The 13,637-nt window shown below is 27.7% G+C and carries 13 protein-coding genes and 1 pseudogene; all 14 read right to left on the reverse strand.

Annotation, left to right across the window (positions count from 1 at the left end; genetic code table 11):
• Positions 1 to 172: 172 nt before the first annotated feature.
• Positions 173 to 469, reverse strand: a pseudogene (locus LNQ49_RS08990) (DegT/DnrJ/EryC1/StrS family aminotransferase); the annotation flags it as partial.
• 142 nt (positions 470 to 611) lie between these two features.
• On the reverse strand, positions 612 to 1,037 hold the full coding sequence (locus LNQ49_RS08995; protein WP_229988418.1) for a cupin domain-containing protein: 426 nt from the start codon (positions 1,035 to 1,037) through the stop codon (positions 612 to 614).
• Complete coding sequence (locus LNQ49_RS09000) at positions 1,018 to 1,998, reverse strand: MraY family glycosyltransferase (protein WP_229988419.1); 981 nt, start codon at positions 1,996 to 1,998, stop codon at positions 1,018 to 1,020. Before LNQ49_RS09000 ends, LNQ49_RS08995 begins: the two co-directional genes overlap by 20 nt.
• 68 nt (positions 1,999 to 2,066) lie before the next feature.
• A complete protein-coding gene (locus tag LNQ49_RS09005) occupies positions 2,067 to 3,104 on the reverse strand; it encodes an EpsG family protein (protein ID WP_229988421.1) in 1,038 nt (345 codons plus the stop codon).
• Positions 3,105 to 3,258: 154 nt separating this feature from the next.
• Positions 3,259 to 4,158: an NAD-dependent epimerase/dehydratase family protein gene (locus tag LNQ49_RS09010; RefSeq protein WP_229988422.1), complete on the reverse strand. Its 900-nt coding sequence runs from the start codon at positions 4,156 to 4,158 to the stop codon at positions 3,259 to 3,261.
• Positions 4,158 to 4,982: a glycosyltransferase gene (locus tag LNQ49_RS09015; protein WP_229988425.1), complete on the reverse strand. Its 825-nt coding sequence runs from the start codon at positions 4,980 to 4,982 to the stop codon at positions 4,158 to 4,160. Before LNQ49_RS09015 ends, LNQ49_RS09010 begins: the two co-directional genes overlap by 1 nt.
• A 14-nt stretch (positions 4,983 to 4,996) precedes the next feature.
• Positions 4,997 to 6,133 carry a glycosyltransferase family 1 protein gene (locus LNQ49_RS09020; RefSeq protein ID WP_229988427.1) on the reverse strand — a complete coding sequence of 379 codons (1,137 nt, stop codon included), beginning with the start codon at positions 6,131 to 6,133 and terminating at the stop codon, positions 4,997 to 4,999.
• A gap of 229 nt (positions 6,134 to 6,362) precedes the next feature.
• Positions 6,363 to 7,274 (reverse strand): glycosyltransferase family 2 protein, encoded by a 912-nt coding sequence (locus tag LNQ49_RS09025; RefSeq protein WP_229988428.1) that lies wholly within the window; start codon positions 7,272 to 7,274, stop codon positions 6,363 to 6,365.
• Between the two features lie 13 nt (positions 7,275 to 7,287).
• Positions 7,288 to 8,238, reverse strand: a complete 951-nt coding sequence (locus tag LNQ49_RS09030; protein ID WP_229988429.1) for an NAD-dependent epimerase/dehydratase family protein — start codon at positions 8,236 to 8,238, stop codon at positions 7,288 to 7,290.
• Positions 8,232 to 8,675 (reverse strand): dTDP-4-dehydrorhamnose 3,5-epimerase, encoded by a 444-nt coding sequence (locus tag LNQ49_RS09035; RefSeq protein WP_229988430.1) that lies wholly within the window; start codon positions 8,673 to 8,675, stop codon positions 8,232 to 8,234. Before LNQ49_RS09035 ends, LNQ49_RS09030 begins: the two co-directional genes overlap by 7 nt.
• Entirely contained in the window at positions 8,663 to 9,778 is a 1,116-nt protein-coding gene (rfbG, locus tag LNQ49_RS09040) for a CDP-glucose 4,6-dehydratase (RefSeq protein WP_229988432.1), read from the reverse strand. Before rfbG ends, LNQ49_RS09035 begins: the two co-directional genes overlap by 13 nt.
• The gene (gene rfbF / locus LNQ49_RS09045; RefSeq protein WP_229988436.1) at positions 9,763 to 10,560 is read right to left on the reverse strand and encodes a glucose-1-phosphate cytidylyltransferase; all 798 of its coding nucleotides are present in this window, start codon (positions 10,558 to 10,560) and stop codon (positions 9,763 to 9,765) included. Before rfbF ends, rfbG begins: the two co-directional genes overlap by 16 nt.
• A 404-nt stretch (positions 10,561 to 10,964) precedes the next feature.
• On the reverse strand, positions 10,965 to 11,813 hold the full coding sequence (locus tag LNQ49_RS09050) for a hypothetical protein (RefSeq protein WP_229988438.1): 849 nt from the start codon (positions 11,811 to 11,813) through the stop codon (positions 10,965 to 10,967).
• 608 nt (positions 11,814 to 12,421) lie between these two features.
• Positions 12,422 to 13,630, reverse strand: coding sequence for a glycosyltransferase family 4 protein (locus tag LNQ49_RS09055; protein WP_229988440.1), 1,209 nt, complete (start codon positions 13,628 to 13,630; stop codon positions 12,422 to 12,424).
• Positions 13,631 to 13,637 lie beyond the last annotated feature (7 nt).

The raw sequence follows: 13,637 nt of genomic DNA on the forward strand, positions 1-13,637 counted from the left end.
CCCTATACCTGTACAGATATTTCTTACTCTATAGTTATAATCTATTCCGTTATGCTTATAATGTACTGCATTATCTCTAGATTAAATAGCATAAAAAATAGCCTTTTCCATATTTTCATCCAAATCACTAATTAATACACTTTCACCAGAAGTAGTAATTATCTTATTCCCATTAAATACTAGTATACCAGAATACCCAACCATATAAATGAACAATAATGACTTTGAGCTTCTTCCCAATTGCAATTCTATCTTTAATCACAACTTCAAGAAATTCTGGACAAATATTCCAAGTATCAAACACACTATCTACAAAATCAGGAATAGTTCCTTTATATATAATAGAGTTTGCTAGTACCGAAAATATCATACTCTGACAAATTACCTGATCTTTCAACTTAATTCCTAAAATAGGATTAATACCAAATAGAGTTATGCAATCCACTGAATTTAAAACAACTATAGAAGCTTCATTATCAAAATAGCTTTATAACTTATTCTCAAAGTTATAAATATTTTAGTCTTCCAAAAGCAATCCAAGAATGATTTAATGTTTTTTTTTAAATATATTTTACTTTAATCTACTTTGTTTTGATACTAATATTTTTTCGTTACTCATCAATTTTCCAATAATCTAAATCATAACGAACATCATCTTCTTCAACATTTGCTAATGGCAAAGTAGAAAATGAAATCAATTTAGAGTTTATTTCTAAAGACTGAATCGCATTAGCATATCCTGCTGGTATATGGACAATTTTACTATCAGAAAAAGTAATAATAACTGTCTCAATTGCCAATTCTTTAGATGGATTCTCCCAATTATCAATTTTTACAAAATGTATTTTGAAAGATCCACTAATACAGTAAAAATTTTTAACATCAAATTTATGTCCTTGCCAAGCACGAATAGGATTCTTTTCAGAATTACTAATAATGTAAAATCTTTCGATATCATTAAAACTAAAATCATTTACATATGAAATAGTTCCTCGATGATCTGAAAATCTCCCTCCTTTAATTATTCTCGGAATCATCTATAAATTTTAAATTGTTTTTATTCAATAAATAAAATTTCAATGAATAAATCAATAGTAAAGGTATAATTACAATTATGAATAATATTACATCATTAACTCTTTGATATAAAAAAACTACCAAAACTGAAATTATTATTTGGATAATTGCATAATATAAAGCAACTACTCGGTGTTGTATTTTATATTCATTGCTTAAAACTTGATATAAATGCAAACGATGAGCTTCAAAAATATTTTGCTTCAAAAACAAACGATGTATGATTGTACAAATAGCATCAACTCCATAAACAGCTAAAAACAACAACCAGATAATCGAATTGGTTGCCAAAATTAATTTTAGAACTAGATAAATCACCCAAAAAGCAATTGCAATACTTCCAATATCTCCAGCAAAACATTTTGCTTTTTTTCTATAATTAAAAAACAAAAAAACCAAACTAGCTATTATCACATAATTTATAAAAACAGCATCGATGAATAATTGAATTTTTGTGTTTACATATAGTAATGCTCCCATAACAACTAAAGTATATAAACCTGTAATACCATTTATCCCATCCATAAAATTATAAGCATTGATTAATCCTATGGATAAAATATAAGTAATAACAACTCCATATACAGGCATCAAATCAAAGACGTTTAAATCATAGAAAATTAATGTAATAGCAAAAAAGTGAGCAGATATTCTTATTTTATTTGATAGACTTTGGATATCATCCCAAAAACTAACCAAACTAACCAAAGTTATTCCAGTAAAGAAAAAATAGTTACTCTGTATATGCTGAGTAAAGTATAACAAAGCAGAAAACCAAAAAATGATTCCACCCCCTCTTAAAGTAATTTCAGTATGTGAGCTTCTTTCATTGGGTTTGTCGATGATATTTAAACGGTTTGCTACTTTAAAATAAAGTAACATTATGATCATTAAGATGATTCCTAGTATTGTGTATTGCATTTATAAAATTTTAATTATTTTTCATCATTAACATAATTATTTAAAACGATATAATTTCTGTAAATAAATCACTTATGTTCTTTAAGTAATAACGTTTTATAGGGAATTAATTTAAATTCATCTTTTTGCGTACTCTCACTATCAAGTTTTATAGTTCTGTAATAAGGTAAAAAATAAAAACAGCACATAAAACTAATAACCCAAAAGCGTTTGTTTTGCACGGCATACCATATGATATCAGCAATAAGGATAATTTCAAATATCCTAAAATAGATATAAATCCGAGTCAATTCAATAGATTCTGAAAAAACATTTAAAAATAAGATTGAACAGATGTAGAGCAATAGTAAATATCTTTGATAATCATTTTTATAGCCCTTTTTTTCAAAATAACTTATCACTAAAACACCCATAGTATTAATAACCAATAGCTTTAATAAAGGTACAGCAACAGCAAATTTATTTGAAACATAAAATAAATAATGAGAATCTTCAAGAAATAAACTTAACCAATGAATAATTCCAATTCTCGATACAACAAATGAAACTCCCATTAAGATGAACAAATGGTAATTTGTTATAAAACTCCCCCATTTGTAAACTATAAAAAAAATCAAAAAAGGGATCAAACAACTGTAATGAAATGAAATCCCCACTAACATCCAAAAAAAATAAATAAAATACTTTTTTTCTAACAAAAAAGTAAAAGCATAAAAAGCTATCGTAACAGACAGATACTGTCTCATAAAAGTAAATGAATACAAAAACATTACTGGAATCAAAAAATAAAGAACCATAGGAAGACTACTTTTTTTAGTATATTTCCTAATTGCCAGATAAGCAAAAAGATAAGTAAAAAAGGAAAAAAAGAAAAAAAGAAACTTGTAATCTAAATTCAGATATCTAAAGACTTTCATAATAGCTAAAAAACCAAATTCAAAACCATCATCTCTAGTTCCTTTATTGTACCATCCCACATAATTACTATAATCCAAACCTATTCTGTCTCTAAGGCCTCCAATTAGAACCAAAATACCAAAAATCACTAAACTAATATTCTTTTCTGTTCCTTGATACCTATAACTAATAAATAATAGTGATAACATTATTAACAATAATAAACTATAAAACCCCATAATACTATTTATTTTTTCTAACTGATTCTATTACAATTTTTCACTTAAAAAATAATAAACTGAAAATAAGTCGCTTATAATTCTATTGTTTTGAAATAGAAAATAAAACAACAATTAATTATTTTTATTTTCTGAAACTTTCAATTGTCTTTTCTAATCCTTCTTTTACTGTATAAGGAAGCTTTTCTATTCCTAAAACTCCCTTAATTTTTTTATTAGATACTATATAATTTTCCGTCAGCTTTTGGAGTACTTGAGAATTTAAAGGTAATTTTATAAAATCTCCAGTTTTTACTAATGCATTTATAATTTTTTTAGGTATTGCAATCGTTAAGTTTTTTTTCTTAGAAATAGAAGATATAATACAAACTAATTCATTTGTAGATAAAACCTCATCGTCCGCAAAATTATAAACTCCTGATGGAATTTCTTTATTTATAAGAATTTCTTTAATCATAAAATTGAGATTATCTATCCCTAAAAATGATCTTTGATTATCAAACGCTGCCAAAGGATATGGAATTCTTTTTTTTACAACACTATAAAGAAGATTCAAATTTCCTTTATTCCCAGGTCCATGAATCATACAAGGCCGTATAATAAAAACTCTTTTCCCATATGGAATTTTTTTCGATAGTAGATATTCTTCTGCTTTTAATTTAGATTGCCCATAAGGAGTTTTGGGATTAGGTTGAATATCTTCATATAAAATATCCAAAACATTATCTGCAACAGCTTTTACACTACTAAAATAAACAAAATCTTTAATTTCACTTTCTAAAAAAACATCAAACAATTCTTTGGTTAAATCTGTGTTTATTTTGAAATACTCAGATGCATCAGATATATTTTTCGTATCATGCGCTTTTCCTGCCAAATGAATAATTGCATCCCCATTAAAATTAAATTTCCAATTTGAATTTCTTAATGAAATTGACTTTATTGAAAAACATAAACTTGATAAATAATTAGACAAATTCTGACCTACAAAACCTGAACAACCTGTTATGATTATTTTTTTCATTATCTGGCAAATTTAAAATAGATAAACCTATATATTTTAAATGGCATAACCCTTAATGGTATTTTAAATAAAAAAACCTTTGTAAAATCTTTATAACCAAAAAAACCTAATTTAAGGAATCTTCTATAAAGTTTTATTTCGTTAATTGCATACTTCATTCCCCATCTTCTTTTAATTGCTTCAGAAAGATCCTCTCCAAGCCTAAAATACAATACTTTTTCTTTTACATTCCCAAATTTTAACCCTAATAAATAAGCTCTGACAAAAAGGTCATAATCTTCTGGAAATACTCTTTTATCATATCCTCCAAGCAATTCAAAAGATTTCCTCTTAAAAATAATAGTAGGATGTGAAAAAGGGCTTCTAAATTTCATAAATTTAACTATTTCATCATGTAAAAGAGGAACTTCCCTAATAGAAACAATGTTGTCAATATCTTTTGAAAATTCAATTATTTGCCCCCCAACAATATCCAAATTATTATTTATTAAATAATTAACTTGTATTTCAAATCTATTAAATATACAAATATCATCCGAATCCATTCTAGCAACAATATCATGTTTAACATGTTTCATACCTTCATTCAACGCATACGCTAAACCTTTATTTATAGGCAATTCAATAACTACAAATAAGTACGAAAATCTACTAACATATTCATTAACGACATCATCTAACCCAATATTAAGAGGGCCATCTTTAACTATTATAATCTCATTTGGAATTAAAGTCTGATTACAGATAGATTCCAAAGATTGTCTCAAACAATTTGGATTCTCTTTATCATAAACTGACATTAAAACTGAAAAATTTTTCAACATATATTATTTAAATATTAAGAATATATTTTTATCAATTCGTTAAAATATATTGATTTTGAAAATAAATTGCGTATTTGGCTTTCTAATTCTGGCTTTTCATTAATCAATGTTTCATAATTTTCCGTAGCATTAATAATTTGATTAACTAAACTTTCACAATCTTCACTTTCAAAAAGTAACCCAAAATTCAATTTTAGAGCCATTTCTCTCATTCCTCCGTGATTTGCAACTATTGGTATTATATCATAATTAAATGATTCGATTATCATCATAGGAGCATTTTCAAAGCACTTAGATGTCATAATTGAAATTTTTGAAATCTCTAAATATTTTTTAAGTTTCTCATGACTCATAAAAGGCAAAAATAATATTCTTTCAGCCATATTTTCTTTTAAAACGTACTCTTGAAGTTTTTCCTTTTCTAAACCATCACCTATAATCAAAAGTTTATAATCAGCTTTTGTTTTATTTACAAACAAAACAAAGGCATTAATCAATAATTTTATATTTTTTTCCTCAGATAGCCTACCAAAATAAACTATATTATTTTCTTTTTTTAATTTATTATTTTTTTCAAACTTGCTAAAAATCGGATTATTAATTACAAGTATTTCCTTATCCTTGTAAAAACTATTTAAAAGGATAGTTTCCTTTATAAAATTAGAAGGTACAATTATAGTGTCAATTAATCCTTTTTTATAATAATAATGAGTTATTAAACTATTAAATCCTTTAGCTACAGAATGGATAAAACCACCTCTACTACATTTTCTATAGAAAATTTTAGTTTTAAAATGTACACTTGCACAATCTAAACACCTTTTGGTTTTATTATAATCATATGCTGCCTGATGTGAACAAGAATATTGAAAAGTATGTACCGTTTGTATTATTTTTATTTTTGGATTTCTTTTTTTATAATTAAATAGAGAATGCAAAATAGAAGGAGAAAGATTCCCGTAGTGATGTAAGTGTATTATTTCTGGATTAATTTCTTTCAAGATTAAATCCATCTTTTTTTTATTTGAAATAGAGTAGATAAAATCTAATAAATTCTCTTTATCTTGAAAATCAAAATCTAATTTGAACGACAATCCATCTGATTTTTTACAAGCAGTATAATGTGAATTTGATAAATCAAGTTCTTGCAACAAAATAACTGTCTCTCTAAAAACCGACTCTCCACCTCCACCTTCACCTTTTTCAGAAATGTGTAAAATTTTCTTTGACATTAAATTTTTACTTTTACAGTTAACTGACCGTTTAACCATTTAAACATATATATTTTTACAGCGAAAACCAAAATGAAATATTAATTTGGCAAGAGTATGTTTTAGTTAACTAAATCTTGCTCCTAACCAATTAAAGTAAATGGTTCTATTATGACTTAGTTACTCTATTAAGTGTAAGACTAACAATTCTAATCAAAGCTCTTATCTTTATATAGATAACACCATATTTTAATGCTATTACAAAATTTTCAAAACTTATCCTTTTATCATTATCTCCTAATAATAAAAATCCTTTTTGATAACTAAAAGCTGCCAATGATTTTTTTTGTTGCCTCAAAGATAACAAATGCCTATATGCAGAATAAACCTCATTCAATCTGGCAACTTGACGCTCATCAACATACGACAAGCTATCTGCTCCTTCTTTATTGTAAAAACCAAGATTTTTATTAATTAACTTGAATTTAGCACCAATAATCCCCATTCTAATCCATAAATCAAAATCTTCTACACCAATAATTTTTTTTTCTTCTGAAAATGATAAATTGTTCTTAGAAAAAACACTTTTTCTGATACAAGTGGATGAAGTAAGTATCGGATTAAAGCGTGTCAACAAATCTATCACCGGTGTCTTATTATTTATTTGCCTTGTAAACATTTCTCCTTGACTACCACTTTTATCTACTGACAAAAGCCTATGGTAAACAAAATCTATATTATCTAAACTTAGATTAGAAATATATGCTAATTTATCAGCTGTATACCAATCATCAGAATCTAAAAAACAAATCCATTCTCCTTTTGCTTGTGATATCCCTGTATTTCTAGGTCTCGCAGGTCCTCCAGAATTCTCTGGTAAGCGGATGTAATTCAAATTTAAAAGGTTAGTATATTTTTCAACTAACTCTATAGTTTGATCTGTTGATGCATTATCACAAATTACTACTTCAAAATTTTTAAACGTCTGTTCTACCAATGAATTTAAACATCTTTCTAAATCTATCCTTCTATTATAAGTAGGTATAATAATAGAAAATAAATAATTGTCCTCTTTTAACATATTCTAATAACGTTTATTTTACTTTTTTTTGCAAATATTCAAAAAGATCATTAATACCATCTTCTAAAGACAATTTTGGTTCAAACCCAATACTACAAATAAGACTGTTGTCTAATTTATAAATCATAGTTTTTGAATTTTTATTTTGTTCCGTCACCTTTATCGGTAATTCTATATTATATCGCTCTGCAAAAACCTTTTTTATTTTTTCAGCAATTTCTAATATCGAAAGAGTAATTCCAGAACTCAAATTGTATATTAGATGCTTTTCTTTTGTTTCAATTATAGCTTCAACTCCTCTACAAACATCCCACCCGTGTATAAAATCGCGTAAAGGCGAGCCGTCTGATTGTAATACAATTAATTTTTGGGTATAAGCCATCCGACACAAATCATTAATTACCAACCACCAACAATTATTCTCTTCAAAAATTGGAGCACCATAACTATTCGACAATCGAACCACATGACAATCAACATCTGAAGTTCTATTATAATATTCACAAATCACCTCTCCAATTTGATGTGTCAATCCATAAGGGTTTTGACTTAACAACATTTTACTTTCAGTGACTATTTCATCCTGTAACATCCCATAAACCTGAGCAGTAGAAAAGTAAATAAATTTTTTTAATCCTTTTTTTGAAAAAGTATCCAACAAAAACCAAACTGGCGTAATATTAACTGAGCTAACTAAGATTGGATTTCCATCTGATTGACGGTGGTCTAGTGAAATTAAGTGCACTAAAACATCGTACCCATGCTCAGCCACCTTCAGCACAAACTGCTCATCTCTTACATCACCAATCAATACTTTATCCATTTTTGCAACCCAATTTTCATCGGAAGGAATCTTTGAATGACATAGAGCCGTTACTGAATAACCTGCATTAGCTAAATACAAGCAAATTCGAGCTCCAATATAACCACTACCGCCAGTAACAAGAACTTTTTTTTTTACCATGAATAAGGTATTTCAGATAATTCAAGTTTACGTTCTATCTCATTTGGATCATGTTCTATACTAGCCAGATTCAAAAGCAAATTATAATCTTTTCCTATGCCACAAAATGCGACCCAAACTCCAGGAGGTATAGTAATTCTTTGATAATTGCCCTCGCCCAATGTTACATCAAAAAAGGTGTTTTTAGATGTACTATTTTCTCTATCATCATAAATAACAAAACGAATATTTCCTAATGGAACTACGAAATTCAATGTCATTTCAAAATGTTTTTTCCACGGCTTTATATCTTCAAAATGAATTGTAGAAAAATACGCTTCTCCAAAACCGGAATAACCGATATCAGATTTTTTCATTCCATGAAATACATCACCTTTTGGATTATGAATTCGTTTTAATGGAGTTAATAAAACATCTTGCATTGTTATTTTGTCCATGATATTTTTCCTAGTTGGGCTAAATTTTCATATCCCTCAATCTGTGATTGGGTGTACAAAAACATATTTCCATTATTCTTATAAAACTCATAATACCAATCACTAGTATATTCAATTAAAGTTGTATAATCGAGTGTTGGTTTCCATTGAAAATGAAATAAGGCTTTATCACAATTCAATTTTAGTAATCCAGCTTCATAAAATTTAATATCACCAGTAACTTTATAAGCATCTTTAGAATTTTCAAAATGCCAACGTACACTCATATCTTCTAAAATTTCTTGAACTGTATGATTGTATTCTGGCTTAGGACCAAAATTAAAGCTTTCTCCATTTAAAGAGTGATCTTTAAATAAACGCTCACCCAATTGTAAATAACCACTAAGTGGTTCTAAGACATGTTGCCAAGGACGAGTAGCTTTAGGACTTCTAATTTCTACGACTTTACCTAAGCTCCAAGATCTCATGCAATCAGGTATGATACGATCTAAAGCCCAATCTCCTCCACCTATAACATTTCCTGCGCGAGCTGAAGCTACTTTTACCACTCCCCCCTCTTTTTTAAAAAAAGAATGATAATAAGATTTAAAAATTAACTCAGCTGCCCCTTTACTTCCGCTGTAAATATCTTTACCTCCAACTGCATCAGTTTCTTTATAACCAAATATCCATTCAACGTTATCATAACATTTATCACTGGTGATGATAATTGCAGTACATGGTTTATTGTAAGTACGCAAAACTTCCAGAACATTAGCTGTTCCCATTACATTTGTAGAAATAGTATCTATGGGTTCACTATAAGATAATGAAACAATAGGTTGTGCCGCTAAATGAAAAACAAAATCAGGTTCGATTTCTTTTACTATTTCTCTAATAGTTTCCAAATCTCGTATGTCTGCAAAAAAATGTTTCATTTTACTCTCTAAGCCTAACTCCACAAACATAGAAGGATCAGTAGGGATTTCATTCGAAATTCCGTACACATTAGCTCCCAACGAAAGCAACCAAGTACATAACCACGAACCCTTAAATCCAGTATTACCCGTAACTAAAACTTTTTTGTCACGATAAACATTTCCAAAAACTATTTTTTCTCCCATTTCACCCATGGTGCTTGATTGTTATTATAAAGTTCGTTTAATAAAGAATACTCTCTTGAAGTATCCATTGGTTGCCAAAAACCATCATGCTCAAAAACTTTCAATTCTCCTAGTTCAACCAATTTTTTCATTGGTTCCTGTTCTAAAACCAAGTCTTCAGCATCACTAAGGATATCCAAAAACTCCCTATTGCATACGAAATATCCTCCATTTATACGTCCACCACTCGCTTGAGGTTTCTCATTAAACCCAGTAATAGTAGATCCATCTTCAGCTATTCCTAATTCTCCAAAACGACCAGGAGGTCTTACTCCTGTAAGTGTAACCATTTTTCCATGTGATTTATGAAAAGCCACTAGTGCATCGATGTCAATATCTCCAACTCCATCTCCATAAGTAAGCATAAACATAGGGTCTTCACCAATATATTTTTTAATTCTTCTAACACGAGCACCAGTCATTGCCTTAATTCCTGTTTCAGCTAGAGTTATTTCCCAGCCATCTTCATCATGGCTTATCTCTGAAATAATTTGTTCCGCTTTTTCTCCTAATTTTATGCTAATATCAGCACTTCGCAGTTCATAATTAACAAAAAAATCTTTTATTACTTCACTTTTATATCCCATACACAATACAAAATCCTGATAACCATAGGAAGCATACGTTTTCATAATATGCCAAATTATTGGCTTCCCTCCAATAGGAATCATTGGTTTCGGTATATCGTCAGCGACATCACGAATTCTCGTTCCATACCCTCCACAAAGTATTACTGCTTTCATTTTATATTATTATTTAGAATTTAATATTTTATCAAAGATGAATTATAGTTCATACAATAGAATTTTAAAACTTCAAAGTTATTTTCCTTTTACAAAAAATAACATAAACATATTACTATCACTTGTTCTCTTTATTAAATTTCAAGAATAGTTTTCATATCTTTTATGGTTAATAAAAAGATTATAGATACAATATTTTAAAATAATTCGTGCTCGCATATAAGCTGAATTTGATTAATTTTTTCACAATCATATCTCAACTAAAACACTTCAAAAGAAACAACACATTAAACAAATAAAAGTAAAATATTATTTTCTTAATAAATACAATTCTTTATTTGCAAAAATCACAATTAAGAAACATTTATCTTTGGACAAACAATGCCATATTAAGCAGTGCCTTGTCAAATACTGCTACTGATTAAATCGCCCCCTCTTTTTTCATTATTTTTAAAATTAGCAGAGATAAAATATCCAAATATTAACTGACCTGGCAAAGTATAAATCGCTCCATAGTGCATCGCTCCAAGCAAAAAAACCAAAACTGGGATATAATTATATCTATTTATTTTAAAAACAAAAATTATGATTGTAATACACAAACCAATATACCCAGTACTTTCAAATAAATTTAACCAAGCAAAATCTCCCCAAACGATTAAATCTTTTACGTTTTCAAAATGTCTTCCAATCAATAATTGAAACTTTTCAGACTTTAACTCAAAAATTACATCGTCAATTTGCATAATTTTAAAATCATACAAAAAATCAAAATATAATGACGACACTCGTTCCAAACCTTGTATAGAACCAACATCCAGAACAAAAATAAGGTACCAAAATAATAAAACAACAAGAAATGAGACTATTCCAGATAACCAGTTTTTAAAAGGACCTATCTTATATACTGCAAAGAGCATCAAAAGCATATAACCTGTTCCTGACCCTACAATAATCACCGTAAAAACACTAATAAAAAGTAGCTTATTAGATTTTTTCATATTCTTAACTTTTGAAAAACCAAAAACATAAAAAACCAAAACCATAATAAGTGTGCTCGTAATCGTAGAATTAGAACCTATACTATATGGTCTTTGATAAAAACCTAAAATTTTTGTTTCTCCTAACAAATCACCAGACAAACTCACAGTATAATTAGGTAGCATAGAAGGAGAAATAATTGTATTAATTAAAAACGCTTCAAGTATAACTACGATACAAATCAACCATAATAACTTATCTAGTCTTAACATTACTTTAGTATTGTTAAAATATAAATAAAACAAATAAAAACCAAAATAGTACCTAAACAAAACAGAGCAACTGGTAAATTCTGATTGTTGAATCTTTAAAAAAAAGAAAAAAACAATAACTCCTAAAAAAAATAAATCTTGAACTTTAAATTTAACTTCCTTGTTTATATATAAAAGATGTAAGATTACAAAAATATAAGCAGGAACACTTGTTCCAATCAACGGAAGTAAGAATAATGAATATAAAAATAATTCTTTTAAATTACTTTTTGCAAAAACAGCATTTTTCAAATTAATTTTAATTAGGTATCCCAAATATGGTTTTCATATATTATTTGTGTAATTAAGTTAAAGTACAGAACCAATCACCAGTTTTTTATACTCATTATCTTCATTACCTTTTTTTGCATTTTGTTATACAAAATACAGTTATCCTCATTGAGATGTCAAATTCATTATTTATTACCCTGCAGACTTTTATTTTTTTTCTAAAAATTCCACGTGTCAATTTTAATTTTACAAATCAAAAAGACTGATTATCAAATATTTTAATTTGAGGCTTTCATCCTGTGATGTAAATTTCAAATTAATATTTTTAAACCAGAAATCTATTCTAGAACTAACAATTCCCAATACTTCTGTGCCATTACACTGGCATGGAATAGTTCATTAAATCTTTTATATCCTAGTTCCCCTTGTTCTATACATAAAGACTCATTATTAAGTAACTCTATTATTTTTTTTGCAAAGCCATCATTGTCACCGTAATCATATAAAAACCCTCCCTCTCCATCTTTTATCACTTCTTTTAAGCCGCCAGTATTTGTACTAATTACGGGTATTTTATATTTCATACCTTCAATTGCGGTAAGTCCAAAAGATTCAAATTCTTTAGAAGAAATTACTAATAAATCTGAAACAGATAAAATCCCAATCCCATCTTCCCTATAATTATACATGAAAATTTTACTTGACAGATTTTTTTCTTTTATATAGTCTTCGACATTCTTAAATTCTTCATCACTACCATATCCACAACATACTAAAAAAACATCAGATTTACTTTCAAATACTTTTTGAAATGAATCTATCAAAAATTTATGACCTTTCCTTTCCTCATAAGTTGCCAAAATTAGGCAAATTTTTGAATTGGCATTCAAACTTAATTCACCTCTAATATCGACTGGTAAAACGTTATTATTTATGTTAATACCATTATATATAAATCTTAGTCCTTCATGATTCTTAATGCTTTTTCTTTTACTTAATGAATTTTCACAAGTTTTAGAAACTGTTACAAAATATTTTGTGTGCTTTTGAACAAAATAATCAATGTAATTCTCAATAAATCTTACAATTACTCGGGGGGAAGTAGCAAAATTATGAAAATTATGAATTGATTTTTTCTTTTTGAAAATCCCCCAAAAAATAGACATAGCCCTACAGGAATAACCACCTGGGTAACCTCCATTAATAACTAATAGTTCATCATAGTCATCTACTTTTACAACTTTTCTTAAGTTAAGAATATGCCATAAAAACAGAATGTATCTAAAAATAAAAAAGAATATTTTAAAAAAAACATTAAACACATTTTTTAATTCGAATTCTATATCTTTCGACATCAGTAAATCATGTGATTTAACGGTAACATTTAAACGAGTTATTCTATTTTTAAGAATATTCAATCCTGGGTGGGATTTATTACAAATAATAGTAATCTCATCTTTTTCATTTGGCCAATGATTAACCAAGTTTATTATAAAAGTGTCCAGCCCTCCAATGTAGTAATTTTCTGTAAAAAAACAAATTCTCATACTATTC

The organism is Flavobacterium pisciphilum, from assembly GCF_020905345.1.
Taxonomy (GTDB): Bacteria; Bacteroidota; Bacteroidia; order Flavobacteriales; family Flavobacteriaceae; genus Flavobacterium; species Flavobacterium pisciphilum.

Excerpts from the sequence above, each read along its gene's own strand:
- LNQ49_RS08995 (WP_229988418.1), bottom strand. The coding sequence starts at position 1,037 with ATGATTCCGAGAATAATTAAAGGAGGGAGATTTTCAGATCATCGAGGA.
- LNQ49_RS09000 (WP_229988419.1), bottom strand. The coding sequence starts at position 1,998 with ATGCAATACACAATACTAGGAATCATCTTAATGATCATAATGTTACTT.
- LNQ49_RS09005 (WP_229988421.1), bottom strand. The coding sequence starts at position 3,104 with ATGTTATCACTATTATTTATTAGTTATAGGTATCAAGGAACAGAAAAG.
- LNQ49_RS09010 (WP_229988422.1), bottom strand. The coding sequence starts at position 4,158 with ATGAAAAAAATAATCATAACAGGTTGTTCAGGTTTTGTAGGTCAGAAT.
- LNQ49_RS09015 (WP_229988425.1), bottom strand. The coding sequence starts at position 4,982 with ATGTTGAAAAATTTTTCAGTTTTAATGTCAGTTTATGATAAAGAGAAT.
- LNQ49_RS09025 (WP_229988428.1), bottom strand. The coding sequence starts at position 7,274 with ATGTTAAAAGAGGACAATTATTTATTTTCTATTATTATACCTACTTAT.
- LNQ49_RS09030 (WP_229988429.1), bottom strand. The coding sequence starts at position 8,238 with ATGGTAAAAAAAAAAGTTCTTGTTACTGGCGGTAGTGGTTATATTGGA.
- LNQ49_RS09035 (WP_229988430.1), bottom strand. The coding sequence starts at position 8,675 with ATGGACAAAATAACAATGCAAGATGTTTTATTAACTCCATTAAAACGA.
- rfbG (WP_229988432.1), bottom strand. The coding sequence starts at position 9,778 with ATGGGAGAAAAAATAGTTTTTGGAAATGTTTATCGTGACAAAAAAGTT.
- rfbF (WP_229988436.1), bottom strand. The coding sequence starts at position 10,560 with ATGAAAGCAGTAATACTTTGTGGAGGGTATGGAACGAGAATTCGTGAT.
- LNQ49_RS09050 (WP_229988438.1), bottom strand. The coding sequence starts at position 11,813 with ATGTTAAGACTAGATAAGTTATTATGGTTGATTTGTATCGTAGTTATA.
- LNQ49_RS09055 (WP_229988440.1), bottom strand. The coding sequence starts at position 13,630 with ATGAGAATTTGTTTTTTTACAGAAAATTACTACATTGGAGGGCTGGAC.